Below are 25,294 nucleotides of genomic sequence, written 5' to 3'. Positions count from 1 at the left end.
CTGATTTTCTCGCGACGTTTGAGAAGCCGACATGGAAAGGGATTAGCCGGCGACGCGGCGCGGGCCCTTGCGGGCGGGCGCCGCGGCTGCGGGCCGCGACGGCGCCTCCAGGCACTGCGTCGCGATCTCGAGGCTGGCGACGCCTTCGTCGCCGGTCACCGCCGGCGTCTCGCCGTTGCGCACTGCTTTCAGGAACGCAATCAGTTCGGCCCGCAGCGGCTCGTCATGGCCGACAGGCAGATGCCGCATCGAATAGCTGCCATCAGGCTTGAAGCCGAAGCATTCGGTGACCTGGCGCGTCAACAGATCGCCCATCACGTATTTGTCGCGCGTCGCGACCGTGACGCTGCGTGCCTTGAACGGCGTCAGCCAGTTGGTGTTGATGTGGGCGAGCACGCCATTGGCGGTGCGGAACTGCAACAGCGCGATGTCCTCGCGCTCGGCAACCGCGCTCGACAGTTGCGGCTGCACCTCGACGATGTCGGATTCGGTGAACCAGCGGATCAGATCGATGTCGTGCACGGCGAGGTCGATGACGACGCCGACATTGGACATGCGCGGCGGGAACGGGCCGACGCGGGTGATCGCGATCGACAGGATGTCCTCGCCCGCGATCGCCTGCTTGACCGCGGCGACCGCCGGATTGAAGCGCTCGACATGACCGATCATCAGCGTGACGCCGGCCTTTCGCGCGGCGGCGACGATCTCGCGGCCCTCTTCGACCGTGGATGCGATCGGCTTCTCGACCAGGACGTGGATGTTCTTGGCGATGCAGGCGAGCGCGACCTCGTGATGCAGATGGGTGGGCGCCGCGATGGTGACGGCATCGACGCCCTCGGCGAAGAGCTGGTCGAGCGTCTCAAAACCCTGGCAGCTCGCAAGCTCGGTGGTGCGGGTGCGGTGCGTCGGCGAAGGATCGACGATGCCGACCAGGCTGACGCCGGGAAGACCCGCGAGCACGCGCGCGTGGTTGCTGCCCATCACGCCCGCGCCAATGACGCCGACTCGCAGGCCGGCCTTGGCCGGTGCAGATCCTTTGGAACTCATCTGATGGAACCCCGATTCAACCCAAATCCCCGGCGCCGCTTCTAGCACGGGCGCCACATTTGTGGCGAATGACGCGCTAGCGGTCCGGACACGATTTGATTCAAAAAATTACACGTTCCCCGGGCCTTAAGCCGGAAAAGATACCGCTCTTCGGGCCCGGATCGCGTGATTCGGAGTTTGCTGGTTACGACCTTTGATAGTCGTCTTCAATCCGGATGATGTCGTCTTCCCCGAGATAGCTCCCAGTCTGGACCTCGATCAGCTCCAGCATGATTTTACCGGGGTTCTCCATCCGGTGAACGGCGCCCATCGGAATGTAGACCGACTCGTTCTCGTGCACCGCTTTCACGGTGTCGTTGACAGTCACCTGTGCCGTGCCTCGCACCACGATCCAGTGCTCGGCACGATGGTGATGCTTCTGCAGCGACAGCCGCCCACCCGGCTTCACCACGATGCGCTTGACCTGATGCCGCTCGCCATTGTCGACGGACTGATAGCTGCCCCAGGGCCGGTGCACCTTGAGGTGTTCCTCGGTGACCTTGGGCGCCACCGCCTTAAGCTTGGTCACAAGACGCTTCAGGCCGTTGGCATCCTTCTGGCGCGACACCAGCACCGCATCCGCGGTCGCGACCACCACGAGATCGTCGACGCCTTCGAGCGCGACCAGCGCGGAATCGGTGGTGACGTTGCAGTTGCGGGAGTCTTCGAACACCGCAGTGCCGTGCGCGGCGTTGCCTTGCGCGTCCTTCTCCGAGAGCTCCCACACCGCGAGCCAGGAGCCGACGTCGGACCAGCCGCACGACACCGGCACGACGGCTGCGCGCGAGGTCTTTTCCATCACCGCATAGTCGATCGAGATCGCCTTCGCCGCGCCGAACGCCTGCGGCTCCAGCGTGACGAAGCCGAGATCGCGGCCGGCATTGGTGACGGCGCTCGTGACAGCCTCGATGCTCGCCGCATCCACCCTGCGATATTCGTCGAGCAGCACGGCCGCCGGGAACATGAAATTGCCGCTGTTCCAGAGATAGCCGGAAGTGACGTAGTCCGATGCCTTCACGGCATCCGGCTTCTCGACGAAGCGCGCGACCGCGTGCACCTCGCCGGTGATCACCTCGCCCGGGTTGATATAGCCGTATTCGGTCGCCGGCCGCTCCGGCTTGACACCGAAGGTGACGATGCGCCCGGCATTCGCGGCCGCAAGGCCTTCGCGGCACGCGGCGACGAAGGCGGCATTGTCCCGCACCACGTGGTCGGCGGCGAGCGCGAGCACGATCGCTTCATTGGCGCGGTTCTGCGCGAACACCGCGCCAGCCGCGATCGCAGGTCCGGAATCGCGCCGCATCGGCTCGAGGATCACATCGGCCTCGATCCCGATCTCAGCGAGCTGCTCCAGCACCATGAAGCGATAGGCCGCATTGGTGATGACGATCGGCCGGTCGAACAGCGAGGGATCGGAGACGCGCAGCAGCGTGTCCTGGAAGGTCGAGCGGGTGCCGAACAGCGGCAGGAATTGCTTGGGCCGCACCTCGCGCGAAGCCGGCCACAGCCGCGTGCCGGCACCGCCGCACATGATCAGGGGGATTATGCGTTTGTCCATCGTCATCTCAAACCTTGAAATAGTCCCGATACCAGGTGACAAAGTTACGGACCCCATGCTCGATCGGCGTTGACGGCGCAAAGCCGGTGTCGCGCATCAGGTCCTCGACATCCGCGAACGTTTCCAGCACATCTCCCGGCTGCATCGGCAGCAATTCTTTGATCGCCGTCCGGCCCAGTTCCCGCTCCAGAAGACCGACGACGTGCATCAGTTCCTCCGGATGGTGATTGCCGACGTTGTAGAGCTTTGACGGCGCATTTGCGGCAGCCGGATCGTCCGCAGGCACAAGATCGATCAGCTTGGATACTACACGCGTCACGTCATCAATATAGGTGAAGTCGCGGCGCATCCTGCCATGGTTAAAGAGCCGGATCGGCCTGCCCGCCATGATGGCATCTACAAAGAGGAACATGGCCATATCAGGCCGTCCCCACGGGCCGTAAATGGTAAAGAAGCGCAGGCCCGTGACCGGCAGCCGGTAGAGATGGCTGTAGGACTGCGCCATCAATTCATTCGCCTTCTTGGTCGCGGCGTAGAAGCTCACGGGATGGTCGGTGCGATCCTGCACGGCAAATGGCATTTTTGTGTTGGCGCCATAAACGGAGGATGACGAGGCGTAGACGAGGTGACGACAGCCATTGTTGCGGCAGCCTTCGAGCACGTTGAGAAAGCCCTGGAGATTGGAATCGGCGTAGGCATGCGGCTGCTCGATCGAGTAGCGCACGCCGGCCTGGGCCGCGAGATGCACGACCTTGGCAAATTGATGTCGCGCAAACAGCGCCGCGATCGTCTCGCGGTCGGCGAGGTCGGCCTCGACGAAGGAGAAGCCGGACTCGTTACTGAGCAGTGCAAGGCGTGCTCGCTTCAGCGCGGGATCGTAATAGCTGTTGAGATTGTCGAGCCCGACGACGGACCGGCCCTCGGCCAGGAGCTGCCGGGCGACGTGAAAGCCGATGAAGCCGGCAGCGCCCGTGACCAAAATCGCCTGATCCGTCATCCTGTTCCCCAGAGATCCCTCGCCCGCAGAACCTGTTTAGCCGCCGCATCGTGGAGGCCGCAATAGGCCTGCCGCTCCTCATGAGGGCCCTTCAAGACGCCACTGCACGGCTTACACACGGCTGACGACACACGGCTATTGCAAGATTGGCGCCAAAACCATACCAAAGCGGCCGAATTCGGCGCCTCGCGTCGGGTTGCCTCCAATCTTCGCAAACCCTGTTGATGCGGGCGAGATGCGCCGAATCCTGCTTTCTGCGGCCAAGATCCTGATTTCCGCGGCGCTGCTCTATCTGGCGCTGCGCAAGGTGGACCTGTCCGAACTGTTCTCGCGCTTCACGGTGACCAGCCTGGTCTGGATCGGCGTGGCGATCGCGGTCACGTTCCTGCAAATCTTCGTCGGCGTCCTGCGCTGGCGCGAGATCAGCGCCGAATGCGGCGCGCCGCTCGAGCTCAGCCGGGCCATGCGCTACAACGTGATCGGCGCCTTCTTCAACCAGACCCTGCCGTCGGCGATCGGCGGCGATGCGGTCCGGCTGTGGCTGGTCGCGCGTGCCGGCGCCGGCTGGCGCGCGGCGACCTACTCGATCTTCGTCGATCGCGCGATCGGCTTGATCGCGCTCGCGGTTCTCATCGTAGCAAGCCTGCCCTGGAGCTACGCCCTCATCACCGATCCGAACGGGCGCTCGGCGCTGCTGCTCCTCGACTTCGCGGCGCTGGCGGGCGGCCTCGGCTTTCTGGTCTTCGGCGCGTTGAAATGGCGCTGGCTGAAGACCTGGTGGGCCACGCATCACATCCACGCCTGTGCCGTGGTCGCCAATCGCGTGATCTTCAACCGCAGCCGCGGACCGATCGTCGCGATCCTGTCGATCCTCGTTCACGTGCTCGCCGTCGTCATCGCCTGGTGCGTGGTGCAGTCGATCGCGGCACCGATCAGCTTCGGTCAGATCTTCCTGCTCGTCCCGCCGGTGATGCTGATCACCATGATGCCGATCTCGATCGCGGGCTGGGGCGTGCGTGAAGCCACGATGGGCCTCGCGTTCGGCTTCGCCGGACTCGCCGCAAACGAGGGTGTCAACGTCTCGCTGCTGTTCGGCGCGGTGTTCTTCATCGTCGGGGCGATCGGCGGCCTGGTCTGGATCCTCAGCGCGGAGAAGGCCGCGCAAGGATCGGCGCCGATCGGGGTGCCCGAGTGAGCCCGTCCGCCGACGCCCTCGCCGCCATGCCGTCGCTGCTTGCCGTCGCAATCGCCGCGCTGATGTCGGCGCTCATCACCTGGACCAGCCGTCCCCTGCTCCAGCGCTACGCGCTGGCGCGGCCGAACGCGCGGTCCTCGCATCGCATCCCGACCCCACAGGGTGCGGGCATCGCCGTGATAGCCGCGACGCTGATCGTCGCCTCGCTCTTTGCGATTATCGCGAACGTCGCGATCCCGCCGGCGCTGGTTGGTGCGACGGTCTTGATCGCGCTGGTCGGATTCGCCGACGACATCGTGTCGCTGCCGGTGCTGTTGCGGCTGGTGCTGCAGGCGGCAGCCGTCGGCGCCGTGGTATTCACTGCGCCCGAGACTGCGCGCATCGTTCCGGCGCTGCCGCTTGCGCTGGAGCGCGGTCTCATCCTGCTCGCAGGAGTCTGGTTCGTGAACCTCGTCAACTTCATGGACGGGCTCGACCTGATGACGGCAGCGGAAGTGGTGCCTGTCACGGTAGCGCTGCTGCTGCTGGGATGGCTCGGCGAGCTGCCGTGGCCGGCCGCGCTGATCGCGACGGCGCTGTGCGGCGCCATGCTCGGCTTCGCACCGTTCAACCGTCCGGTCGCAAAGGTCTTCCTGGGCGATGTCGGCAGTCTGCCGATCGGCCTTCTGCTCGGCTGGTGCCTGCTGGAGCTCGCCTTTCGCGGGCAGCCGGCCGCGGCGCTGCTGTTACCCGCCTACTATCTCGCCGATTCCACCATCACGCTGTTTCGACGGATCGCGCGGCGCGAGCCGTTCTGGTCGGCGCACCGCACGCATTTCTACCAGCGCGCCACCGACAACGGCTTCACGGTGCCGCAGGTGATCGGCGAGGTCTTCCTGCTCAACCTCGTGCTCGCCGGGCTTGCCATCCTCACCATCCGCGCCGCCGCGCCCGCGATCACCGTGTTCGCGCTTGTTGCCGGCGCGATCGCGGTCGCATTCGTGCTGCGCCGCTTCTCCCGGCCTCAGGGCTCCTGATCCGATACTGCCAGGCGCAAGCCCTCCTCGAGGGTGACCTGCGGCTGCCAGCCGGTTGCGATCGCCTTCGAGATGTCGAGCTCGAGCGAGCGAATCAGGCCGTCTTGCATATCCTGACGGCCCGTCACGCGGAGGACCGCACTGAGCAGCTTTGGCGGTATGCCGAACAGCCGGGCGCTCTTGCCGGAGGCTCTCGCCAGGCACGCGATGAATTCAGGCGTCGAGACCCGCTCCCGGTCGGCCAGCAGAAAGATCTCGAAATTGCTCGCCGGGTCGGAATGGGCGAGCCGGTGCAGGATGAACGACGACAGGTTCTGCACGGAAAGAAAGTTGCGGCGGTTGCGGATCGCCGCAAAGGGCAGCGGCAGTCCCCGCCTGACCGCGCGCGTCAGCAGCGCGAAATTGCCCTTGGCGCCCGCGCCATAGATCAGAGGCGGCCTGATCACCGAGATTTTCATGTCGCTGTCGCGCGCCAGCGTCCTCAAGCCCGCCTCGGCCTCAGCCTTGGATGTGCCGTAGAGACCGCGCGGCGTCGGGACATCGCTCTCGCTGAACGGCGCACGGCCGTCATTGCTGCGGCCGTGAACGAGAACGGTGCTGATGAAGATGAACTGGCGCACGCCGACCGTCGCTGCGGAGCGCGCCAAATGCAGTGTGCCGTCGACATTGACGTCGCGGTAGAGCTGGACCGCGTGCTCCTCGTTCTTGTAATGCACGCGCGCGGCGAGGTGGACGACGGCGTCGACGCCTTCAAGCGCGGCCTGCCAGTCGGTTTCGGGGCCGATCGAGTTGATCACGACCTCGCCGGTACCTTCCGGGCTGCGCACCGCGCGGCGGACCGACCATCCCGCCCGCATCAGCGCAGGCACGATATGGCGGCCAAGGAAGCCGCTCGCCCCCGTCACCAGCGCGACCGGCTTTATCTCGCTCATCATTGCTCCGCCGGAACAACATTGCGCAACAATCCGTCGACCAGAGCGGCACAGGCGACGACGATCTTGCCTCGAGGCTGCATGGTCAGGCCGCGGTCGACCCGAATTCGGGGACCGCATCCTTCAGGATGGTCCTGATGGTGGCGCGATCGTCGCGCGCGATCGCCTGCTCGAGCGCCGCAATCCATTTGCGCAGGGTCTGCATCGGCGGCTCGTTCGGCTGAGCGGCCATGATGCCGGGGACGCCGATCTCGCGGGTCGGCTCCTCGGAAGCGAACAGGATCTCGTGCAGGCGCTCGCCCGGCCGCATGCCCGTGAACACGATATCGATGTCGTAGCCCGGCTGAAGCCCGGAGAGCCGGATCATGCGCTCGGCGAGATCGACGATCTTCACCGGCTGGCCCATGTTGAGCACGTAGACCGAGACGTCCGAATGCTGCGCTCCGAGCGCGTGCGTTGCCGCCGTGATGACGAGATCGCAGGCCTCGCGGATGGTCATGAAATAGCGGACCATGTCGGGATGCGTCACGGTCACGGGGCCGCCGGCCTCGATCTGGGCCTTGAATTTCGGCACCACCGAGCCGTTCGAGGCCAGCACATTGCCGAACCGGACCGAGATCAGCCGCATCGGCGGCTTGGCACCGCCGCTCGCTGCCGCAAGATCACGGTCGAGCGCCTGGCAGTACATCTCGGCGAAACGCTTGGTCAGGCCGAGCATCGACACCGGCTCGATCGCCTTGTCGGTCGAGATCATCACCATGGCTTCCGCGCCGGCGGCGAGCGCTGCGTCGGCCACGTTCATGGAGCCGAAGATGTTGGTCTTGACGCCCTCGCTCCAGTCGCGCTCGAGAATCGGCACGTGCTTGAGCGCCGCGGCATGGAAGACCATGTCCGGCTTGAACTCGGCCATCAGGCGCATGATGCGCTCGCGGTCGCGAATGTCGGCGATCCGCCCTTCAATCTGGGCCGCCGAATGCGCGGCGAGCGCTTCGGTGACCGCGTAGAGCGCCGGCTCGGAATTTTCCACGATCAGAAGACGCGCGGCGCCGAAGGCGACGACGCGCTCGCAGATCTCGGAGCCGATCGAGCCGCCGCCGCCGGTGACGATCACCGCCTTGCCCCTGATCAGGGTTTCGAGGCGCAGATAGTCGATCTTCTCGCTCGGCCGCAGCAGGAGGTCTTCGACCGCGACAGCCGTGAGCCGCGGCGTGTCGCCGCTCTCGAGCGAGGGCATGCGGTTGACGATCACACCCAACTTGCGCGCCCGCATCAGGATCGATTCCGGATGCGCGTCCGGCTCGAACGCCGACGGCGTCATCACCAGGCGGGCGATCGGTTTGTTGCGCTTGGCGAAGTCCGCGATGACGTCCTCGACATCGTCGATGCCGCCCAGCACCGGCAGGTTGCGGATGAACTGGCCTCGATCCGCAAGCGACGGCGACAACACGCCAACCGGCCAGATGCGCTTGATCGCCCCGCTCTCGATGCCGCGCAGCAATACCTCCGCATCCGCGGCGCGGCCGATCAGCAGCGTCGGCGCGGCATCATCGGTCCTCGCATGACGCCGCACCCGCGTATAGCGGAAATAGCGATAAGTCATGCGCAGAGCGCTGAGGAAGGAGATTTCCAGGAACCAGTAGAGGACGATCGTCACCTTGCCGAGGAAGAAGGCACCGCGAACGTTGGGCGCGACGAAGATGTAGTCGAGCACGAGCAGGGCAACCGTCAGCACGGTCGCCGCGCGAATGATGTTCAGCGCGTCCGGCAGCGAGATGAACCGCCATTTCGTCGTGGTCAGGTTCAAGACGAAGAACACGACCACGCTGAAGGCAAGAAAATAGGGCAGGATCTGGAACAGCAGCGGCAAGCGTTCGAAGAAGCCTTCGCCACCCTCGAATCGTAGATAAAAGGCGGCGAAAAGCGCCGCCGTGGTCGCCAGCAAGTCGTGGAGCGCGATCAGGAAATTGCGCAAAGTGAGATGCGAAAGACGCGTCATCCGCCGACCGATGAAAACCCAGTTAGATGCAACCTGCCCGCGCTGATAACCCATCTCGGCAGGACATGCCAGAGAAGGCTTGCGAGGTGACGCTAGCAGTCGAGGCCTGCCGGCCGCGAGGGCCGTTCAGGAACCGGCCTCTTCCGGCTTCGCCTCGGCCCGTTGGGCCCGGATCACCATGCCGCCGGCAACACCGACGCCGATGACGTACATCCAGCCCTCGTGAAAGTCGAACAGGTGGGAGTTGAACAGAGAGGTGAAGACGTTCTGCACCACCACCAGGAGTCCGATCCAGTTGGCGAAACCGTCGCCGCGAAACAACAGCAGGTGCAGGATCCAGATCGCGTAGAGAACGGCGATGCCGATGGCGCCCCATTGCACGGCGACGTTCAGCGTCTGGTTATGCGGATTGCCGATCACTTCGGCGGACGCCTGGTACTGCCCCCCGGGTGTCGCGACCCGCTCGAACAATCCGCGCGTCGAGCCCGTGCCGTGCCCCACGACCGGCGCCTCCGCGAAGAAGCCGAGCGATTTCCGCCAGAATTCGAGCCGCAGCCCGATCGAGGTCGGCTCGCCCCTTTCCACATAGCGCGTGTACTCGTTGGTAAACCTCTCAGCGGTCTGGCGCAAATGCGGCGAAGCCTGCCAGGCCAGAACGGCGCCGGCGAGCAGAGCGGCGGCGATGATCGCAATGCTGCGCCATTTGAGATGAAGCAGCGCGAACACGCCGAACATGATCGGAATGGTGACGAGCGCCGTGCGCGACACCACCACGAAGGCCATGTTGACGAAGAAGCTGAGCGCCAGCGCCGTGAGCAGCCCGGCGAGCCAGTAACGCTTCTCACGCAGCAGCATCACGATCGGATAGGCGAGCGCGACCGCGCAAAGCGTGAATTCCTGGCTCTGGTCGATGTAGTTCTTGACGAAGATGCCGCGTTCGGGCGCATCGGTCTTGAGCGCGAGGTTGGGATAGAAGGCGACCAGCCACGACATCACCGACAACAGCGCACAGGACACCAGGAAGGCGACGAGCACCCAATGCCCGCGCTGCGAGCGCTCGAAATGGTAGAGCAGGACGGGCAGCACGAGCAGCTTGACGGTTGGATTGACCGCATACAGGCGCGCGCCCCAGGTCGCATCCGACCACAGCGTCCCGACCAGCGCGAGAACGACCAGTGCGATCGGCGCAACGCAGATCGGACGCTTCAGCGATTGCAGGAACGTGCGGAGGTCGAGGAACGGCACCATGCAGAGCAGCATCAGGGCATTGAAGATCCCCGCAAGCGACGTCGACCATGGCAGCGAAGCCGCGGTCAGCACCGCAAGAATGTCGACCGTCTCGCGCCAAGCCGCCGGGCTGCGCAGGCGCCGCCCGAGCATCTGGCCCGCCGTCTCGCGGGCGAGCGCCGTCACTTGTCCTCTCCCCGCGCGCGATGCACCAGCGCGGTGGTGCTGAAGCCCTGAAGGATATCGACCAGCACGACCGTCCCACCCGCGGCCTCGACGACCTCGTGGCCGACGACCTGCTCGCGGGTGTAGTCGCCGCCCTTGACCAGCACGCCGGGCTTGATCTTGGTGATCAGCTCGATCGGCGTGTCCTCCTCGAAGATGACGACGAGATCGACGGCCTCCAGCGCAGCCAGCACCTCGGCACGCGCGCGCTCGTCCTGGACCGGGCGATCGGCACCCTTCAGCCGCCGCACCGAGGCGTCGCTGTTGAGACCCACGATCAGGCGGTCACAGGCGGCGCGCGCCGCGGTCAGCACTTTGACGTGGCCGGGGTGCAGGATGTCGAAACAGCCATTGGTGAAGCCGACGCGCTGGCCCTGTCTCTTCCATTCGGCGAGTTGCGCGTCCAGCACGCCCGGCTCGAGCACGATCTTCTCCTCGGCGGCGAGATAGGCGTGCGGCAGGATCTTTCGCCGCAGCTCGGCCGCGCTCACGGTGGCGGTGCCCTGCTTGCCGACGGCGACGGCGGCGGCGGCATTGGCCATGCGCAGCGCCGCGTCCCAGTCCGCGCCCGTTGCGAGCGACACCGCAAGCGCGGCGGCGACGGTGTCGCCGGCGCCGGAGACGTCGCGCACCTTCACCGGGAAAGCCGGAACATGAACGGCCTCGCCGCTGCGCGGCACCAGCGTCATGCCGTGCTCGCCCAGCGTGACCAGGATCGCCTCGCAATCGGCGAGCCGCATCACGTCCTCGCTGGCATCGACGATGCTCTGCGTGGTGTCGGCGCGGCTCCGCGTCGCTTCCGAAAACTCCTTGCGGTTGGGCGTGAGCAGTGTCGCTCCGCGATAGATCGCCCAGTTCAGGCTCTTGGGATCGACGATCACGGGCTTGCCGAGCTTTCGCGCAGCGTCGATGGTGTGGCGGATCACGCGTGCGGTCAGCACGCCCTTGGCGTAGTCGGACAGCAGCACGATGTCGGCGCGCGCGATCTGCGGCAGGATCGCCTCGATCAGTTTCGTCTCGGTGGCATCGGAGGCAGGCCCCGCCTGCTCCCAATCCGCACGCAGCATGTGCGTGGAAAAATGCTCGGAGACGAAGCGGACTTTTCGCGTGGTCGGGCGCGAGGAGTCGCTCACCAGAACGCTGTCGATGCCGGCGTACTCCGCCAGCGCCGAGGCGAGCCGCCTGCCCGCATCGTCCTCGCCGACGAGGCCGACGAAGATGCAGCGCGCGCCGAGGGAGGCGACGTTGCGCGCGACGTTGCCGGCGCCGCCGATATGGATCTCGCTGCGCTGTGCCGAGATCACCGGCGCGGGCGCTTCCGGCGAGATCCGCGACACCTCGCCATAGACGAACTCGTCCAGCATGATGTCGCCGACGCACAGCACCGTGCGGCCGCCGATGGCTTGTGCGAGGGCATCGAAATCGAGAATGGGTGTCGGCATGATCGCGGGGCCTCAGCGGAAGCGGTCGGGCCGGTCGAGATAGTCCCCGACATAGGCCCTGACCGCATCCTCGAGCGTCGTGAAGCCGCCGTTGTAGCCGGCGCGGTGGAGACGATCGACCTTGCTCTGGGTGAAGTATTGATAGCTGCCCCGGATCGCCTCGGGCATGTCGATGTATTCGATATTGGGCCTTTTGCCGAGCGCGGCATAGGCTGCCAGCATCAGGTCCTTGAAGCTGCGTGCCTTTCCGGTCCCGACATTGAACAGGCCGGAGACCGACGGCGTCGCCAGCAGCCACATGACGACGCGCACGACGTCGTCGACATAGATGAAATCGCGGCGCTGGTCGCCGTCTTCGATGCCTTCACGATGCGACTTGAACAGCTGCACGACGCGGCCCGCTTTCACGTCGTCGAAGCGGCGCGCCAGCACGCTCATCATCGAGCCCTTGTGGTATTCGTTGGGGCCGAACACGTTGAAGAATTTCAGGCCCGCCCATTGCGGCGGCAGCCGATCACCGTTCGCGACGCGCTCGGCAACTGTGAGGTCGAACAGGTGCTTGCTCCAGCCGTAGAGATTCATCGGCCGCAGCTTCTTCAGCGCGGGCAGCGAGGCGTCGTCGTCAAAGCCGTCCGCGCCATCGCCGTAAGTCGCCGCCGATGAGGCATAGATGAACGGCACCGCATTCGCCGTGCACCAGTCCAAGAGGCGCATCGACAGGCGGAAATTGGTCTCGATCACGAGATCGCCGTCGATCGCAGTGGTCTCGGAAATCGCCCCGAGATGGATCATGGCGTCGAGCTTGCGGCCCTTCAGCCAGTCCCCCAGCTCGGCTGGCGGGACGATATCCACAAGCTGCCGCTTGGCGAGGTTGCGCCATTTGCCGTCAGAACCGAGGAGATCACAGACCACGACGTCGCTGCGGCCGGCCTCGTTGAGCGCGGCGACGACATTCGATCCGATAAAACCGGCCCCGCCGGTCACCAGCAACATTCCACCTACCTGCCCGATTTCTGAAAGCCCGGTCCTGCCGTAGCGCATGATCCGGCAAAGTGTAAGCGGTTTTGGGATCGGTCCTCAGCCGGCTTTACCTGCCGGCCCGGAGCGGCTAACCGAACGGCCATACAGCTCGCTTTCGGCCCAATTAACAAATGAATATAGATTCGCAGCTTAGTGGACATGCCGACCGGGACGACACAAGCCCGATCCTGATCATTCCCTACATGTGGATCGGCGATTTCGTCCGGAATCACACCGTCGTGCGGGTCCTGAAGGAGCGCTGGCCCAACCGGCCGGTCGATCTCCTGACCACCTCCCTGTGCGCCCCGCTGGTCGATTACATGCCCGGCGTGCGCGCTGGGATCGTCCGGGACCTGCCGCGCGGCCGGCTTGCAGTGAGCCGCCAGCTCAGCTTGGCAAAACTCCTGCGCGAGCGGAACTACGGCACCGCCCTGGTGCTGCCCCGAACCTGGAAGGCGGCCATCGCGCCCGCGCTGGCGGGCATTCCTGAACGGGTCGGCTTCGTCGGCGAGTTCCGGTTCGGCCTGATCAATCGCTGGCGCTGGGGCGAGAAGAAACTGCCCCGTTTCATCGACAAGAACGCCGCCCTCGCCCAGCCCGATGGCGCCCCGCTGCCTCCGGAATGGCCGGTGCCGCAATTGCGCGTCCCCGCCGAGGAGATCGTCCGCTGGCGGCAAGCCAATGGCCTCAACGCCGGCACAGCCGTAGCGCTGGCCCCCGGCTCGGTCGGGGTGTCAAAACGCTGGACCTACTATCCCGAGGCCGCCCGGTTGCTGGTCGAGCGCGGCCTGGAGGTCTGGGTGGTCGGCGGCCCCGCGGAAAAGGGCCTCGCTCAGGAAATCGTCGCGGCCGGCGGCGCGGGGGTGCGGGACCTCACCGGCAACGATTTGCGCAACGGCGTGCTGGCCATGGCCGCGGCCGGCGTCGCCATCTCCAACGATTCCGGCCTGATGCACATCGCAGCCGCCCTGGGCACGCCCACCATGGGCATCTTCGGCCCGACCAGCCCCTATCTCTGGGCCCCCCTCAACGGCCTCGCCGCGACCGTCATACAGGACAAGAGCGTGCTGTCCTGCCAGCCCTGCCAGAGCACGATCTGCAAGATGAACGATCACCGCTGCATGCGCGACATCGCGGCGAGCGAGGTGGTGGCGATAGCGCAGCGGGTGCTGGGTGAGGTGGGGGCGCGGGCGACGACGTGAGCGGGGCGAGCAGCGCCAATGATGACATCCTGCCAGTGTTTTGCCCGACAAGTCAAACGCGATTCGAAAAATCCGCAAGAAAAACGAGCTCCCAGCCAAGCCATTGATCTTGCTGACCGCGGCTACTGTGCATGGGGTTGTTTTCGCACTTTTTGTTTGGCGGTCGCGAAAAAGCCGGTTCAGAGCAGCGGCCGATAGACCTCGCCGATCCGCGCCGCCTCCGCATCCAGGCTGAAGCGTTCGAGCACCCTTGCCCGCCCGCGCGCGCCCATCGCGGTCGCGGCGTCCACATCACGCATCAGCGGCTCCAGCGCGGCGACCAGCGCATCGACATCGCCCGGCGGCATCAGCACGCCGGTCACGCCATCTTCGACCACGAGCTCGGCTGCACCGGCGCGTGCGGCGACGAGGGCGCTGCCGGCCGCCATCGCCTCGATCAGTGTCAGGCCAAAACCTTCATTGCGTGAGGTGAAGGCGTAGATCGTCAATCGCTGATACCAGCGCTGCACCTCGCCGATCGGCAACTCGCCGGTGATGACGATGCGCGATTGCAGGCCGGCGGCCGCGATGCGCTGCTTCAGGTCGTTGGCAAAGGGCGTCTGCTCGGGCGTGACCTGGCCGACGATGACTGCGGTGAAATCGGGATAGCGCGGCAGCAGCCGGCACATCGCATCGACGAACACGTCGGTGCCCTTCTGCGCGCGCACGCGGCCGAAGCAGCCAATCGCGTGGCGGCCCGGCAGCGCCGCTTCCGCGAAGGCAGCGGCGCGATCTGTCGGCGGTGCGTAGACGTCGGTGTCGACGCCATGCGGAATCACGGTTGCCTTCACTTTCAGGAACGATGCCGAGATGTCGCTCGTTGCAATGATCGCATCCATGCGCCGGATCAGCCAGCGCGTGATCCAGCTGTGATGCCGCTGCGCCGCCGAGGTGAACACGAGCTTCAAGGGCCAGCCCAGCGCGCGCAACACGACGCCGGCGATCATCTCGTTGTTGCGGCGCGCATGCCAGATCAGCGGCGCCTTGCGCCGCCATAGTTTCACGAAATCCGCAGCGCTCAGGCGCGCAATCCCGTCCGGCGCATCGGAGCCGAACCACGCCGCGCGATACAGTTTCGCCAGCCGCGGCGCCACCATCCGATTGGTCGCGGTGACCCCGGAATAGCGCCTGTGCAGATTTGGCACGATCAGTTCGAGATCGCCGGGGAAATTCGCCACGTCATGCTCCGTTTAGCAGATCCCCTATACGCAACATTAAGCATAGTGACCAGTTCAGCCGCGCCGATACCCCCTCTTCACCACGCCAGCGCTAGTTTGCGCGTTGATCGAAGACGGGTGAGATCATGACTGTGCTAGTCACCGGCGGCGCCGGCTACATCGGAAGTCACACGGTCCTGGCGCTGGCGGAAGCCGGCGAGGACGTCGTCGTGATCGACGATCTCTCCACAGGTTTCTCCACCTATCTGCCGGAAGGCGTGCCGCTGTTCATTGGCGATGCCGGCGACGAGAACCTGCTCGAAGGCGTGATCGCGCAGCACGACATCGAGAGCATCATCCATTTCGCCGGCTCGGTCGTCGTGCCGGATTCGATGCGCGATCCGCTCGGATACTATCGCAACAACTTCACGACCGCGCGCAATCTGCTCAACGTCGCAGTCAAGCGCGGCATCGGCCGCTTCATCTTCTCCTCGACCGCCGCCGTCTACGGCAATCCGGACCAGGTGCCGGTGCCCGAGCACGTGCCGACGCGGCCGCTGTCGCCTTACGGCTCGTCGAAGCTGATGACGGAGATCATGCTGCACGACGTCGCCGCTGCCTTCGGTATGCAATATGTGACCTTGCGCTACTTCAACGTCGCCGGCGCCGATCCGCAGGCGCGCATCGGCCTTGCCACCGTCGGCGCCACGCATCTGCTCAAGATCGCGGTGGAAGCCGCCACCGGTCAGCGCGCCAAGATCGACGTGTTCGGCACCGACTATCCGACCCCGGACGGAAGCTGCATCCGCGACTTCATCCACGTCACGGACCTCTCGCAGGCGCATCGCTCCGCGCTGGCGTACTTGCGCAATGGCGGCGCCTCGACGACGCTCAATTGCGGCTATGGCCGCGGCTATTCGGTGCTGGAGACAATCGACGCGGTGCGCCGGGTTTCGGGCCGCAGCTTCGCCGTGCAATACGCCCCGCGCCGGCCCGGCGACATCATGACCATGGTCGCCGACACCAGCCGCATCCGCGGCCTGCTCGACTGGAAGCCGCAATACGAGGACCTCGAGACCATCGCCGCGCATGCGCTGGCCTGGGAGGACAAGCTGTTCCGCGAGCGCCACGGCGAGCTTCGCCACGCCGTCTCGGCCTAGAATCATCCCGAGCGCAAGCCCTTAATTGGGCTTGAAAAACCCCGCTTGAGCGGGCACAGAGGCCCATCGATCCCTGACGCGCGGGCAGGCTTTGTCCTGCGCCGTCAATGGACACCGGATGGCCCAGTTTCCAAAGAAAATCACCGACGATCCCTATGCGGCAGCGGTCCTGATTCGCCGCCTGGTCATGGAACAAGGGGTCGTCTACTGGCGGCGCTACCTCGTCGCCTTTGCGCTGATGGCGCTCGCCGCAGGCTCAACCGCATGCGCGACCTATGTGCTCGGCCAGGTCATCAACCAGGCCTATGTCGACAAGAATATCCCGGGCATCGCGATGTTCTCGGGCATCACGGTGGTGCTGCTGTTCATCAAGGGCGTGGCGACCTACGGCCACATGGTGATCCTGACCAAGATCAGTAACGCCATCCTCGCCACCAACCAGCGCCAGCTGTTCGCCAAGCTGATGCGCGAAAGCGTCGGCTTCTTCTCCGAGCGGCATTCGTCTGAATTCCTGGCGCGGCTGACCGCCGGCGCCAAGTCCATCACCGACGTGCTCAACATGCTGGTCAACGCCATCGGGCGCGACCTGTTGATGCTGCTCGCCATGATCGGCGTGATGGTGTGGCAGGATCCGCTGATGTCGTTCATCGGCCTCGTCGCGGTGCCGCCTGCGATGCTGGTGCTGCGCAAGCTGGTCAAGCGCATCAAGGGCCTTGCGCACAACCAGTTCACCGGCACCGCCGACATCCTGGAGACGATGCAGGAATCGCTGCAAGGCATCCGCACGGTCAAGGCGTTCACGCTCGAAGACACCATGCAGAACCGCATCGACGAGAACATCGCGGTCGTCGAGCGCAACGCCAACAAGATGGCCCGCGTCGCCAACCGCTCCAACCCGCTGATGGAGATGCTCGGGGGCTTCGCGGTCGCCGGCTGCCTGATGTACGGCGGCTACGCCGTGGTCGCGCTCAATGCGACGCCCGGCGCATTCTTCTCCTTCATGACTGCGTTCCTGATGGCGACCGAGCCGGCCAAGCGGCTGGCGCGGCTCAACATCGACCTCAACAGCCAGCTGGTCGGCGCGCGCATGCTGCTCGAGGTCGTCGACAGCCCCGCGAGCGAGCAGTCCGACGACGACAAGCCGGCGCTGAAGCTGTCAGATGCCCGCATCGAGCTCCGCGACGTCAGCTTCTCCTATCGCTCAGGCGAGACCGTGCTCAATCGCATGAGCTTCATCGCCGAGCCGGGCAAAGTCACCGCACTGGTCGGCCCGTCCGGCGGCGGCAAGTCAACCGTGCTGGCGCTGCTCTTGCGCTTCTACGAGGTGACGCAAGGCGAGATCGTGATCGACGGCCAGTCGATCAATTCAGTGTCGCGCAAATCGCTGCGGGCGCAGACCGCCTATGTCGGCCAGGACGTCTATTTGTTCCGCGACACCATCCGCAACAACATCGCCTTCGGCCGGCCCCGCGCGACCGAACAGGAAATCATCGAGGCGGCGAAGGCGGCCTGCGCGCATGATTTTATCATGGGCTTCCCGCTCGGCTACGACACGCCGGTGGGCGAGCACGGCACGCAGCTCTCCGGCGGCCAGCGCCAGCGCATCGCGGTGGCGCGCGCGCTGATCAAGAACGCGCCGATCATCCTCCTGGACGAAGCCACCGCCGCGCTCGATTCGGAGTCCGAGCGTCAGGTGCAGGAGGCGATCGAGCATCTCTGCCGGAACCGCACCACCATCGTGATCGCGCACCGCCTGCACACCATCATGCACGCAGATAGCATCCTGGTGGTCGAGGGCGGCGAGATCGTCGAGCAGGGCCGGCATGACGAGCTCTTGCGCCGGTCCGGCCGCTACGCCTCGTTCTTCCGCCTGCAACATCACGATGCCGGCACACTGGCGCCGATCAGCGCAACCGCATAGAGTTCCTTATCAACCTCAAGAGCCGCGAGACCGCTTCATGAACGCCGCCTCCTACGTCATTCCGCTTCCGCCCCAGGCATCGCTTCCCGTCGTCGGCGAAAGCGGCCGTTACCCGGTGCGCCGCATCTGGTGCGTCGGCCGCAATTATCTCGAGCACATCCGCGAGATGGGCAATGACGAGCGAGCCCCGCCGTTCTTCTTCGCCAAACACGCCGACATGCTGGTGCCCGACGGCGCAACCATCCCCTATCCGCCGCTGACCAAGGATCTGCATCACGAGGTCGAGCTGGTCGTCGCGATGAAGAGCGGCGGGCTGAACATCCCCGCCGACAAGGCGCTCGACCACGTCTACGGTTACGCCGTCGGCATCGACCTCACCCGCCGCGACCTCCAGATTGCCTCGCGCAAGAAGGAGCGTCCCTGGGAGATCGGCAAGTCGTTCGACGGCTCCGCCCCCTGCTCCGCGGTGCAGCCGGCCTCGAAGATCGGCCATCCCTCGAAGGGCAAGATCTGGCTCACCGTCAACGGCAAGGAAGCGCAGAAGGGCGACCTCACCGAGCTGATCTGGAACGTGCCGGAGATCATCTGGCAGCTCTCGCAGCAGGTGAAGCTCGCCGCCGGCGACATCATCATGACGGGCACGCCGGCCGGCGTGTCGCAGCTCCAGGTGGGCGACAAGCTCGAATGCGGCGTCGACGGCGTCGGCACGCTGAAGGTCTCGATCGGCCAGCCGGAATAGGCTGAGCTCGAGATCACGGACAGGCAAAGCCCCGGACGTCACGTCCGGGGCTTTTTTTGCGGCCTCAAGTTCGCCGCTCGTGCGCGCCAGCCACGTTGATGTCCTTCCCGGTGTAATCGGTCATCATCGCGGTTGCGGCCAGCGTCATGACAGCGCAAATCGCGATGTAGACCGCGATTGCGGTCGCCGAGTGGAACGTGCCGAACAGCCAGGTTGCGATCAGCGGCGCCGGGCCGCCGGCGATCACGGATGCAAGTTGATAGCCGAGCGAGGATCCGCTGTAGCGCAGGCGTCCGGTAAAGCTCTCGGCGATCAAGGCCGCTTGCGGACCGTACTGCATGTCGTGCGGAATCAACGACAGGATGATCGCAAGGAAGATGATGGTTGGCGATCCGGTGTTGAGCAGCGCGAAATAGACGAAGCCGAAGATGCCCGTCACGGCAGCGCCGATCATGTACATGTTCTTGCGGCCGATCTGATCGGAGATATGTCCGCACAGCGGGATCGAGACGAACGACAGCACCGAGGCCGAGAGCACCGCGGTCAGCAGGAAGTCGCGCGAAACGTGCAGGGTGCCGATGCCATAGGAGAAGACGAAGGCGGTGAAGATGTAAAACGGCGCCTGCTCCGACATGCGCGCGAAGGCCGACAGCAGGATCTCCTTCGGGTATTCCCGGATCACCGTCAGCATCGGCGTGCGGTCGACCTGACGTTCGGCCACGAGCTTTGAGAACACCGGCGTTTCGAGAATGCCGAGCCGGATATAAAGGCCGACACCGACCAGGATGATGCTGAGCGCGAACGGAATACGCCAGCCCCACGCCAGGAACTGATCGCCCGCCATCTGGCTGAACGCCAGCACGGCGAGATTTGCGAGGAACAGGCCGCAGGGCACGCCGAATTGCGGCCATGACGCGATCAATCCTCGGGATCGGTCGCTGCGGGCCCATTCCATCGACATCAGCACCGAGCCGCCCCACTCGCCGCCAACGCCGACGCCCTGAATGAATCGCAGCACGGTCAGGATCACGGCGCCCCAGATGCCGATGCTCGCATAGGTCGGCACCACGGCCACTGCTGCGGTCGCCAGTCCCATCAAAAGCAGCGTCGCGATCAGCGTCGATTTACGTCCGATGCGGTCGCCATAGTGTCCAAAGATTGCCGCGCCGATCGGGCGCGCGACGAAGCCGACCGCGTAGATCGCAAACGCCTCCAGCGTGCCAACCCAGGGATCGGACTGCGGAAAGAACAGCTTTGCGAAAACCAGACCGGTGACGGTGCTGTAGAGGAAGAAATCATACCATTCGATCGCGGTCCCTACCGTGGACGCGATCACCGCGCGACGAAGCTGGCGCTGATGCTCGGATTCAGTAAGTCGGGTGGCATCAAGGTCGAGTGTTGCCATGGGAGCGTTTCCCTCGAACAGCCCCCCTGTTGCGCATTTTTCACCGGTTGTTCGTTGAGGAACAAACGAGATCAGGTTCCAAGCGTTCCGGCCGAACTGGAGCGAGAAGGTAAAACTTTAGTCGGCCAATAAAGTCGGCGGCGCACGCTGCCGGACGGCTTGGCTCTACCAGGCCTTCACCGGCCGATTGGCGTGGCTCGCCTGGGGCACTCCGCGGTTGAGCGACATGTGGGAATGCACACACAGCCAGCCGTCGGCGGTCTTGGAGAACACCATCGTCGCCCGGCCGGGCCGCGCAAACGCGCTGCCATCAGGATGGTAGCCCGTGCTCGTCCATGGCGCGATCACGGTCGCCATCGTGCCGTCGGACGATGCCAGGATCGAGGTCTGATCGAGCACGAAACGAAAATCGGTCGTCTTCGGCCAGACGTTGTCCCATTGCGTCGAGACCCATTGGTCGAGACCGGGGATGACATCGTTATGCGTGCCGAAGGCGAGCACATCCGGATGGAAGAGCGGCCGCGCCGAGGCGTAGTCGACTTCGCGGACATAGCCCGCGAAGGTGTCCAGCCACTGGCGGAAGAACCGCACGATCTCCGTATTCGCGACCGGCAAGGGGCTCATCGCGAGGCGCCGATCACCGCAACGCCGACAGCACGATGAGGCCGAGGATCAGCGCCGTCAGCGAATACTTCAGCGTATAGTAGACGTTGCGGTTCCATTCCTTGACCTTACGGCTGCCGAGATGGATCTCGTAGAGCTTGCCGAACACCTTGTTGAGCACGCCGACATTCTCGCCGTCGACGTTCTGCGTCGCCGACGCCTTGACGATGTGATGGCTGACCCAACGGTTGATCGCGGTCATGAAGCCGAACTTCATCGGGCGCTCGACGTCGCAGAACAGGATGATGCGGTTGACGTCGGTCGCATTCTCGGCGCTGTGGATGAAGGTCTCGTCGAACATGAAGGCTTCGCCGTCGCGCCAGACGCATTCGACGCCGTCGACGAGAATCCGGCATTTGTTCGAGTTCGGCGTAACGAGGCCGAGGTGATAGCGCAGCGAACCCGCGAAGGGATCGCGATGGGCGCCGAGCTTGCCGCCCGGCGGCAGCATCGCGAACATCGCGCCGTGCACGCTCGGGATCGAGTTCAGCAGCTCCACCGTCTTCGGGCAGAGCGTGCGCGCCGAAGGCAGGAAGTCATCGTACCATTTCAGGTAAAACCGCTTCCAGCCGCTCTTGAAGAAGGAATAGAAGCCCCAGTCGTTGTTCTTGGCGGCGGCGCGGATAAAACCCTCGTCGAACAGGCGCACCGCCTCGTCGCGGATGGTCTCCCAGTTCTCGCTCAGCGGCTTCAGCTCGGGAAACTGATCGACCGAGATCACCGGCTTGTTGGGCACGGCCGAACCGGCATACATCAGCACGTTGTAGGGTGCGAGGTAGGTCGAGTGATCGCCGAGCTGGCGCGCGAAGCGCAGCCGCTGCTTGCCGCGGAAGTGAACGTAAATCGTCGAGGCCGCCAGCACATAAAGAATGACAAGTTGCGGCGCAAAAAGCTGTTTCAGCATTTCCCCAATCCCAAGTGACCCAGCCGGGGTGTCGTGTAGCCCGACAGGGCCCGAGCGGCAAGATATTCACCGCCGGGTTGCAATCACGCTGGGGAGAGCGCTCGAGCGGAACTTGGGGCCGAAACCGCCCAAATCAGGCCCGCGACAGCGCCTGGAGCCCCTTGAACGTCAGGCGCTTGGGATCGGTGACGCCGGCGAGGTAGAGACGGCGGATGAAGGCGATGACGGCGTCGCGGTCGCAATCGGTCAGCGCGACGACGGCGTCGACCGCGATTCTCTGGGCTTCCATTGGGCTCACCTCGGCCTTGCGAGTCACCCCGGCCGAGACAGGCTAGGACCCATCCGTTAATCCGGCGTTAACCGTTGGGCAGGATGGCCGATTCAGACGGGCGGCCGAATACGCAAACAACATTGGCGGGCGGGGCGCCCCGCCCCAGCCTCGGCGATATCCTGATTCCGATGCGCGCTATTCGGCGCCGGACGTTCTCGCATTGCGTGTCAATGATTTCAGCAATTCGGCTTGCTGTCGCACCAACTCATACTGCTTTCGCGCATGTGAGCTCGACAACTCGACCCACTGCGAGAGCGTTCTCACGCGGCTCAACTCGCGCGTATACTGCAGGGTCGCGCCTGCATTCACTTTCATCAATTCGAGCACGACCGCGTGGCACTCAGCGGCAGCTCCGTCCAGGACGTCGCTTTCCGGGCTGGCAATATCCTTCGTATATTCGAACGCAGTATGCACGCCTAACTTCATTGCCTCGAGAGCACGCGTCTGCATCTCTTTGGCGATCTCCACGGCGAGAGCGGAGGTGTTGCTGGCACTTTGGAATTGCGTCGAACCCAACTCCACCTTCGTAGACGAGCACGTCGCGACGTTGTCGATTGCCGCGGGAATGGCCGTCTCCGCAGGTACCTTTCGAGCAGGCGTCTTTCGAGCAGCCTTCTTGGCTGCCCGCTCGCTCCGGAGTCCATCGCCCCGTGGGACGGCGACCGGATCAGGCGGCATCTCCAAGAGGCTCTCGTCGATGCTACGGCTCACCGCCGCAGTCAGATCCACCAGCGACCGACGTCTGGCGCGTGCGCCATCAGCAGGCTGTCTCGACCGCGCCTTGCTCATGATGATTCGACTCCGCGAAGATGTGTTCCGAAATCCAGCGCCACAGCCCAACGATCTCGTCCGAGGCTTTTCCGTCCGGCGCAAACTCGGTGACGCCCAAGCCTACCCCGAGCGCATCCTGATGGTCGTTGCGCTGTCCAATAAAGGGAAGCGCAAGCACCCCAAGCGAGTTGAGCGACGTGGCAGCTTCACTCAGCCGGCACCCCCGTGTGGGCGTCTGATTGAGGATGAAGGCGAACCGGCGGTTACCCCTACGAATGGCCAACAGCGTAGGGATGGCAGCTTCGATATCGGCCGGGCTCGGACGCGCCGGAATGAGACAGAGGTCGGCGTTGGTGATGGCGCGCAGCGCCAAGGCGTTATTCGTGGCGGCCGTGTCGATGATTGCGAGCCCAATTCCTTCAGCCTGGAGCCGAGATAGCACCGGCTCGATCTCCGCCGGATCCGCAACGCACTCGACACGAGGAAAGGAATTCTCGCGACGCTGTTTCCATTTCGAGATGGTACCCTGCGCGTCCGCCTCGATGAGAGCGACGCGCTCTTCGCGCTCCATCGCGGCCACTGCAAGCCCAACGGCCAGCGTACTCTTGCCGCTTCCGCCTTTTTGCGTGACCAGAGCAACCACCTGCACGTCCCGCGCTCCCATCAATGCCAGCGACGCGGAACTCAGGCGCTGTCGGAACTAAATTGCATGCAACGCAGCAATACTACTTGAAGTCGCGGTTCACCTCAAGCGATCGACGGGTTCCTCCGGCAACATACGGAGATCAGGAATACTTCATCACGCCGTCGTCGATCCGGCCGAAGCGCAAGGAGACGATATCGAGCGCGTAGTTCTGGTGGAGCCGCCACGGCCGCTTCGAGCCCTGCTTCGGCATCTTGGCGATCGAGCGCTGCACGTAGCCCGAGGTGAAATCGAGCGAAGGCTGTGCGGTGATCGTGGCATCGTCATTGTGCGGCTTGCACTGACGGAAATTGTGCCGGTCCATGTAGTTGATGAGCCGGCAGACATATTCGCAGGTGAGATCGCATTTCAGCGTCCACGACGCGTTGGTGTAGCCGAAGGCGGAAGCCATGTTCGGCACGTCGGCATACATCATGCCCTTGTAGGTCAGCGTGCTGGCGAAATCGACGGCGCGGCCATCGACGCTGATCTCGAGCCCGCCGACGACCTGGAGCACGAGGCCCGTCGCCGTCACGATGATGTCGGCCGCAAGCTCGCTGCCGTCCTTCAGGCGAATACCGTCGCGCGTAAACGTGTCGATCTCGCTCGTGACGACGGCGGCGCGCTGCTCGCGGATCGCCTTGAAGAGATCGCCGTCGGGAACGAGGCACAGCCGCTGGTCCCAGGGATTGTAGCGCGGCGTGAAATGGGTCGCGACGTCGTAGTCGGGGCCGAGTGCCATCTGCACACCCCTGAGGATGAGATCCTTCACCTTCGCCGGCCGGCGCCGGCTGAGCTGGAAGAAGAACATCCCCCACATCACATTGCGCCAGCGGATCAGGTGATAAGCAAGCCGCGTCGGCAAATTGCGGCGCAGCTTGTTGGCGACGGGATCCTGAGCGGGGCGCGACACCACGTAGGTCGGCGAGCGCTGGAGCATGGTGACCTGCGCCGCTTTCTTGGCGAGCTCCGGCACCAGGGTCACTGCGGTCGCGCCCGAGCCGATCACGACGACGCGCTTGCCCGAATAGTCGATGTCCTCGGTCCATTTCTGCGGATGCACGATGCGGCCCTGGAAATCCACCGTGCCCTTGAACTCCGGCGTGTAGCCCGCCTCGTATTTGTAATAGCCCGAGCACATGAACAGGAAATTGCAGGTGAAGCGCACGAGTTCGGTTGCGCCCTCGCCCGCGATGCGCTCGGCCTCCACGGTCCAGCGCGCCTCCGGCGTCGACCACGATGCGCGCTTGACCCGATGACGGAAGCGGATGTGCTGCTCGATGCCGTTCTCGGCGGCGGTCTCGCGGACATAGTTCAGGATCTGCGGCCCGTCGGCAATCGCCTTCGGGTCGGTCCACGGCTTGAACGAATAGCCGAGCGTAAACATGTCGCTGTCGGAGCGGATGCCGGGATAGCGGAACAGGTCCCAGGTGCCGCCGATGCAGTCGCGTCCCTCCAGGATGACGTAGCTCTTGCCCGGGCACTTCGTCTGCAAATGATAGCCCGCGCCGATGCCGGACAGGCCGGCACCGACGATGAGGACGTCGAAATGTTCTTGGGACATGGTTTCCTCCGCCGGGACGGATTGTCCGACCGGCGGCGGCGCCCGTCAATCGCCAATCGGCT

General features: G+C 64.7%; 22 protein-coding genes. 6 read left to right on the top strand and 16 right to left on the bottom strand.

Annotation, left to right across the window (positions count from 1 at the left end; all coding sequences use genetic code 11):
• Positions 1 to 42: 42 nt before the first annotated feature.
• From AAE027_RS31940 to AAE027_RS31930, 3 genes are all read right to left on the bottom strand, one after another.
• Entirely contained in the window at positions 43 to 1,047 is a 1,005-nt protein-coding gene (locus AAE027_RS31940) for a Gfo/Idh/MocA family protein (RefSeq protein WP_128938810.1), read from the bottom strand.
• A 184-nt stretch (positions 1,048 to 1,231) separates the two neighbouring features.
• Complete coding sequence (locus AAE027_RS31935) at positions 1,232 to 2,644, bottom strand: mannose-1-phosphate guanylyltransferase/mannose-6-phosphate isomerase (protein WP_370989881.1); 1,413 nt, start codon at positions 2,642 to 2,644, stop codon at positions 1,232 to 1,234.
• A gap of 7 nt (positions 2,645 to 2,651) precedes the next feature.
• The gene (locus AAE027_RS31930) at positions 2,652 to 3,641 is read right to left on the bottom strand and encodes an NAD-dependent epimerase (RefSeq protein WP_370989880.1); all 990 of its coding nucleotides are present in this window, start codon (positions 3,639 to 3,641) and stop codon (positions 2,652 to 2,654) included.
• Positions 3,642 to 3,876: 235 nt separating this feature from the next.
• Here AAE027_RS31930 and AAE027_RS31925 point away from each other — a divergent pair, with 235 nt between their 5' ends.
• Positions 3,877 to 4,836, top strand: coding sequence for a lysylphosphatidylglycerol synthase transmembrane domain-containing protein (locus tag AAE027_RS31925; protein ID WP_370989879.1), 960 nt, complete (start codon positions 3,877 to 3,879; stop codon positions 4,834 to 4,836).
• Entirely contained in the window at positions 4,833 to 5,852 is a 1,020-nt protein-coding gene (locus tag AAE027_RS31920; protein ID WP_370989878.1) for an MraY family glycosyltransferase, read from the top strand. Before AAE027_RS31925 ends, AAE027_RS31920 begins: the two co-directional genes overlap by 4 nt.
• Here AAE027_RS31920 and AAE027_RS31915 read toward each other — a convergent pair.
• The 5 genes from AAE027_RS31915 to rfaD form a co-directional block, all read right to left on the bottom strand.
• Complete coding sequence (locus tag AAE027_RS31915; protein ID WP_370989927.1) at positions 5,840 to 6,784, bottom strand: NAD-dependent epimerase/dehydratase family protein; 945 nt, start codon at positions 6,782 to 6,784, stop codon at positions 5,840 to 5,842. The two genes, AAE027_RS31920 and AAE027_RS31915, sit on opposite strands and share 13 nt — an antisense overlap.
• Before the next feature lie 85 nt (positions 6,785 to 6,869).
• A complete protein-coding gene (locus AAE027_RS31910) occupies positions 6,870 to 8,780 on the bottom strand; it encodes an SDR family NAD(P)-dependent oxidoreductase (RefSeq protein WP_370989877.1) in 1,911 nt (636 codons plus the stop codon).
• A 126-nt stretch (positions 8,781 to 8,906) separates the two neighbouring features.
• Entirely contained in the window at positions 8,907 to 10,193 is a 1,287-nt protein-coding gene (locus AAE027_RS31905; protein WP_370989876.1) for an O-antigen ligase family protein, read from the bottom strand.
• On the bottom strand, positions 10,190 to 11,674 hold the full coding sequence (gene rfaE1, locus AAE027_RS31900) for a D-glycero-beta-D-manno-heptose-7-phosphate kinase (protein ID WP_370989875.1): 1,485 nt from the start codon (positions 11,672 to 11,674) through the stop codon (positions 10,190 to 10,192). The genes AAE027_RS31905 and rfaE1 overlap by 4 nt, the downstream gene beginning before the upstream one ends.
• A 12-nt stretch (positions 11,675 to 11,686) precedes the next feature.
• Complete coding sequence (rfaD, locus tag AAE027_RS31895) at positions 11,687 to 12,667, bottom strand: ADP-glyceromanno-heptose 6-epimerase (protein WP_370989874.1); 981 nt, start codon at positions 12,665 to 12,667, stop codon at positions 11,687 to 11,689.
• A 158-nt stretch (positions 12,668 to 12,825) separates the two neighbouring features.
• Here rfaD and waaF point away from each other — a divergent pair, with 158 nt between their 5' ends.
• The gene (gene waaF, locus AAE027_RS31890) at positions 12,826 to 13,896 is read left to right on the top strand and encodes a lipopolysaccharide heptosyltransferase II (RefSeq protein WP_370989873.1); all 1,071 of its coding nucleotides are present in this window, start codon (positions 12,826 to 12,828) and stop codon (positions 13,894 to 13,896) included.
• Positions 13,897 to 14,075: 179 nt separating this feature from the next.
• Here the strand turns inward: waaF and AAE027_RS31885 are convergent, their stop codons facing one another.
• Positions 14,076 to 15,113 carry a glycosyltransferase family 4 protein gene (locus AAE027_RS31885; RefSeq protein WP_370989872.1) on the bottom strand — a complete coding sequence of 346 codons (1,038 nt, stop codon included), beginning with the start codon at positions 15,111 to 15,113 and terminating at the stop codon, positions 14,076 to 14,078.
• A gap of 125 nt (positions 15,114 to 15,238) precedes the next feature.
• Here AAE027_RS31885 and galE point away from each other — a divergent pair, with 125 nt between their 5' ends.
• The 3 genes from galE to AAE027_RS31870 all read left to right on the top strand — a co-directional run bounded on the left by galE (position 15,239) and on the right by AAE027_RS31870 (position 18,912).
• Entirely contained in the window at positions 15,239 to 16,252 is a 1,014-nt protein-coding gene (gene galE, locus AAE027_RS31880; RefSeq protein ID WP_370989871.1) for a UDP-glucose 4-epimerase GalE, read from the top strand.
• A 118-nt stretch (positions 16,253 to 16,370) separates the two neighbouring features.
• A complete protein-coding gene (locus AAE027_RS31875; RefSeq protein ID WP_370989870.1) occupies positions 16,371 to 18,173 on the top strand; it encodes an ABC transporter ATP-binding protein in 1,803 nt (600 codons plus the stop codon).
• 37 nt (positions 18,174 to 18,210) lie between these two features.
• Positions 18,211 to 18,912: a fumarylacetoacetate hydrolase family protein gene (locus tag AAE027_RS31870; RefSeq protein ID WP_370989869.1), complete on the top strand. Its 702-nt coding sequence runs from the start codon at positions 18,211 to 18,213 to the stop codon at positions 18,910 to 18,912.
• Positions 18,913 to 18,976: 64 nt separating this feature from the next.
• On the opposite strand, the gene AAE027_RS31865 is transcribed toward AAE027_RS31870, so the two are convergent.
• The 7 genes from AAE027_RS31865 to AAE027_RS31835 form a co-directional block, all read right to left on the bottom strand.
• Entirely contained in the window at positions 18,977 to 20,317 is a 1,341-nt protein-coding gene (locus tag AAE027_RS31865) for an MFS transporter (protein WP_370989868.1), read from the bottom strand.
• A 165-nt stretch (positions 20,318 to 20,482) separates the two neighbouring features.
• Positions 20,483 to 20,941 carry a YybH family protein gene (locus tag AAE027_RS31860; protein ID WP_370989867.1) on the bottom strand — a complete coding sequence of 153 codons (459 nt, stop codon included), beginning with the start codon at positions 20,939 to 20,941 and terminating at the stop codon, positions 20,483 to 20,485.
• 13 nt (positions 20,942 to 20,954) lie between these two features.
• On the bottom strand, positions 20,955 to 21,884 hold the full coding sequence (locus AAE027_RS31855) for an aspartyl/asparaginyl beta-hydroxylase domain-containing protein (protein ID WP_128938827.1): 930 nt from the start codon (positions 21,882 to 21,884) through the stop codon (positions 20,955 to 20,957).
• Positions 21,885 to 22,017: 133 nt separating this feature from the next.
• Positions 22,018 to 22,173: a hypothetical protein gene (locus AAE027_RS31850; protein ID WP_007612486.1), complete on the bottom strand. Its 156-nt coding sequence runs from the start codon at positions 22,171 to 22,173 to the stop codon at positions 22,018 to 22,020.
• A 177-nt stretch (positions 22,174 to 22,350) separates the two neighbouring features.
• Positions 22,351 to 23,004 carry a hypothetical protein gene (locus AAE027_RS31845; RefSeq protein ID WP_370989866.1) on the bottom strand — a complete coding sequence of 218 codons (654 nt, stop codon included), beginning with the start codon at positions 23,002 to 23,004 and terminating at the stop codon, positions 22,351 to 22,353.
• Entirely contained in the window at positions 22,973 to 23,635 is a 663-nt protein-coding gene (locus tag AAE027_RS31840) for a nucleotide-binding protein (protein WP_370989865.1), read from the bottom strand. The genes AAE027_RS31845 and AAE027_RS31840 overlap by 32 nt, the downstream gene beginning before the upstream one ends.
• Positions 23,636 to 23,771: 136 nt before the next feature.
• On the bottom strand, positions 23,772 to 25,232 hold the full coding sequence (locus AAE027_RS31835) for a flavin-containing monooxygenase (protein ID WP_370989864.1): 1,461 nt from the start codon (positions 25,230 to 25,232) through the stop codon (positions 23,772 to 23,774).
• Between the last annotated feature and the right edge of the window lie 62 nt (positions 25,233 to 25,294).

The organism is Bradyrhizobium sp. DN3 (assembly GCF_041357655.1).
Classification (GTDB): Bacteria; Pseudomonadota; Alphaproteobacteria; order Rhizobiales; family Xanthobacteraceae; genus Bradyrhizobium.
The sequence above is the reverse complement of the archived record's forward strand: the minus strand, read 5'-3'. Positions and strand labels throughout refer to the sequence as shown.

Bases quoted from the DNA above. Each gene is read 5' to 3' on its own strand.
- AAE027_RS31940 (WP_128938810.1), bottom strand. From the start codon at position 1,047: ATGAGTTCCAAAGGATCTGCACCGGCCAAGGCCGGCCTGCGAGTCGGC.
- AAE027_RS31935 (WP_370989881.1), bottom strand. From the start codon at position 2,644: ATGGACAAACGCATAATCCCCCTGATCATGTGCGGCGGTGCCGGCACG.
- AAE027_RS31930 (WP_370989880.1), bottom strand. From the start codon at position 3,641: ATGACGGATCAGGCGATTTTGGTCACGGGCGCTGCCGGCTTCATCGGC.
- AAE027_RS31925 (WP_370989879.1), top strand. From the start codon at position 3,877: ATGCGCCGAATCCTGCTTTCTGCGGCCAAGATCCTGATTTCCGCGGCG.
- AAE027_RS31915 (WP_370989927.1), bottom strand. From the start codon at position 6,784: ATGAGCGAGATAAAGCCGGTCGCGCTGGTGACGGGGGCGAGCGGCTTC.
- AAE027_RS31910 (WP_370989877.1), bottom strand. From the start codon at position 8,780: ATGACGCGTCTTTCGCATCTCACTTTGCGCAATTTCCTGATCGCGCTC.
- rfaE1 (WP_370989875.1), bottom strand. From the start codon at position 11,674: ATGCCGACACCCATTCTCGATTTCGATGCCCTCGCACAAGCCATCGGC.
- rfaD (WP_370989874.1), bottom strand. From the start codon at position 12,667: ATGTTGCTGGTGACCGGCGGGGCCGGTTTTATCGGATCGAATGTCGTC.
- waaF (WP_370989873.1), top strand. From the start codon at position 12,826: ATGAATATAGATTCGCAGCTTAGTGGACATGCCGACCGGGACGACACA.
- galE (WP_370989871.1), top strand. From the start codon at position 15,239: ATGACTGTGCTAGTCACCGGCGGCGCCGGCTACATCGGAAGTCACACG.
- AAE027_RS31875 (WP_370989870.1), top strand. From the start codon at position 16,371: ATGGCCCAGTTTCCAAAGAAAATCACCGACGATCCCTATGCGGCAGCG.
- AAE027_RS31870 (WP_370989869.1), top strand. From the start codon at position 18,211: ATGAACGCCGCCTCCTACGTCATTCCGCTTCCGCCCCAGGCATCGCTT.
- AAE027_RS31865 (WP_370989868.1), bottom strand. From the start codon at position 20,317: ATGGCAACACTCGACCTTGATGCCACCCGACTTACTGAATCCGAGCAT.
- AAE027_RS31860 (WP_370989867.1), bottom strand. From the start codon at position 20,941: ATGAGCCCCTTGCCGGTCGCGAATACGGAGATCGTGCGGTTCTTCCGC.
- AAE027_RS31855 (WP_128938827.1), bottom strand. From the start codon at position 21,884: ATGCTGAAACAGCTTTTTGCGCCGCAACTTGTCATTCTTTATGTGCTG.
- AAE027_RS31850 (WP_007612486.1), bottom strand. From the start codon at position 22,173: ATGGAAGCCCAGAGAATCGCGGTCGACGCCGTCGTCGCGCTGACCGAT.
- AAE027_RS31845 (WP_370989866.1), bottom strand. From the start codon at position 23,004: ATGAGCAAGGCGCGGTCGAGACAGCCTGCTGATGGCGCACGCGCCAGA.
- AAE027_RS31835 (WP_370989864.1), bottom strand. From the start codon at position 25,232: ATGTCCCAAGAACATTTCGACGTCCTCATCGTCGGTGCCGGCCTGTCC.